1 protein-coding gene is annotated in these 1,639 nt (G+C 74.1%); it reads right to left on the reverse strand.

Going from position 1 to position 1,639, the window contains the following annotated elements; genetic code table 11:
- Positions 1-1,512 (reverse strand): FAD-dependent monooxygenase (locus tag B8460_RS15150; RefSeq protein ID WP_048862443.1); only part of this gene is annotated, 1,512 nt, incomplete at its 3' end.
- Positions 1,513-1,639 lie beyond the last annotated feature (127 nt).

Here is a 1,639-nt window from a genome sequence, read left to right on the forward strand (position 1 = left end):
GAGCGCGGCCGCGACGGTCGCGGGGCGCAGGTCCGGCAGGCGCGCGGCGACATGCTCGTCCGGACGCACGAGATAGCCGGCGAGGCCCGGGGCCGCGAGCGCTGCGGGGAGGGCGGCGGGGCGGATGACCGCGAGGCCGAGATCGCGCAGCGCCGCGTCGTCGCGATCGTCCGTCCCGGTCGCCAGCACGGCGAAGCCGTCGCGCGGCAACAGGTCGTGCAGCCATGTCCCGTCGCCAAGGCGCAGATTGGGCAGCACCGCGCCCGGCGTGACCCCGCCGCCGATCGGATCGTCGTGCACGATGACGGGCGAGGCGTCGTAGGTGTGGGCCGAGGACTGGCGCGGATTGACCAGCGCGCTCGCCCAGGGGTGCTCGGCCGCGAGATGCAGCGCCGCGTCGCGCAGCAGCCGGAAGCCGGGGCCGGGCGGCGACATGAACCAGGTGCTTTTGATCGCCGCCGCATGGTTCTCCGCCGTCGCGCGGCGGCGTTCGGCGCCGTAGCTGTCGAGCAGCGCGTCGGGTGCCGCGCCGCGCATGACGGCGGCGAGTTTCCAAGCGAGGTTGTGCGCGTCGTCGAAGCCGGAATTGAGGCCGCGCACGCCGAAGATCGGCACCAGATGCGCGGCATCGCCCGCCAGCAGCACGCGGCCGTGACGGTACTCGTCGAGCGAGAGGGCGAGCGCCTTGTAGAGGCTGCGCCAGACCAGCCGCCAGGGTGCGTCGACGCCCATCATGGCGAGCTGTGCCGTGATGCGCGCGCGCACCGCGTCCTCCGCCAGTGCCGCCTCGGCGTCCTCGTCGTCGCGCAACTGGCAGTCGATGCGCCAGATATGGTCGGGCTGGATGTGGACGATGACGGTCGAGCCGGGATTGGCGGGGCTGTCGAACCACACCAGCCGCTCCACCGGGCGCGCGACGCCGGGGATTTCGATGTCGGCGATCAGATAGCGGCTTTCATAGGCGGTGCCGTGCAGCTTCAGCCCGAGCTGTTCGCGCACGACCGAGCGCCCGCCATCGGCGGCGACCAGCCATTCGGCGCGCAGCGTGCGGGCGCCGTCCGGCGTGTCGAGGTCGAGCGTCACGCCATCGGCGTCGGGGCGGACGGCGGTGACGCGGTGATCCCAGCGCAGCGTGTCGGGGCCGGTCTGGTCCGCGAGCGCGTCCACCAGGAACTGTTCGGTCCAGTATTGCTGGAGGTTGACGAAGGGCGCGTGCCGGTCGCCCGCGTCGTGCGGCATGTCGAGGCGGAAGACGAGGCGGTCGCGGTGGAAGGTGCGGCCGGTGGACCAGCCGAGCGCCTTGTCGGCGAAGGCGCGGCCGGCGCCGAGGCGGTCGAGGATTTCCTGGCTGCGCCGCGAGATGCAGGTGGCGCGGCTGGTCCAGGCGACGGCGGGCTTCGCGTCGAGGACGACCGGGCGGATGCCGGCGCGCGCGAGGCCGATCGCGGTCGCGAGGCCCACGGGGCCGGCGCCGATGACCGCGATGCGTGCGTGATCGGTGGCATGTGACATGGCCCGATGCTACCGCGCGCCCGGGCGCGTCCAGAAGGGGGGGCCGGCGCGGTGCAGGTGTCCGCCGCCGTCGCATCGGGGGCGCGGCGGCGGGCGTTGGGCGGTGTCAGGCGCGGGGGCGGGTGTC

The sequence above is a fragment of the Acidisphaera rubrifaciens HS-AP3 genome (assembly GCF_000964365.1).
GTDB classification, from domain to species: domain Bacteria; phylum Pseudomonadota; class Alphaproteobacteria; order Acetobacterales; family Acetobacteraceae; genus Acidisphaera; species Acidisphaera rubrifaciens.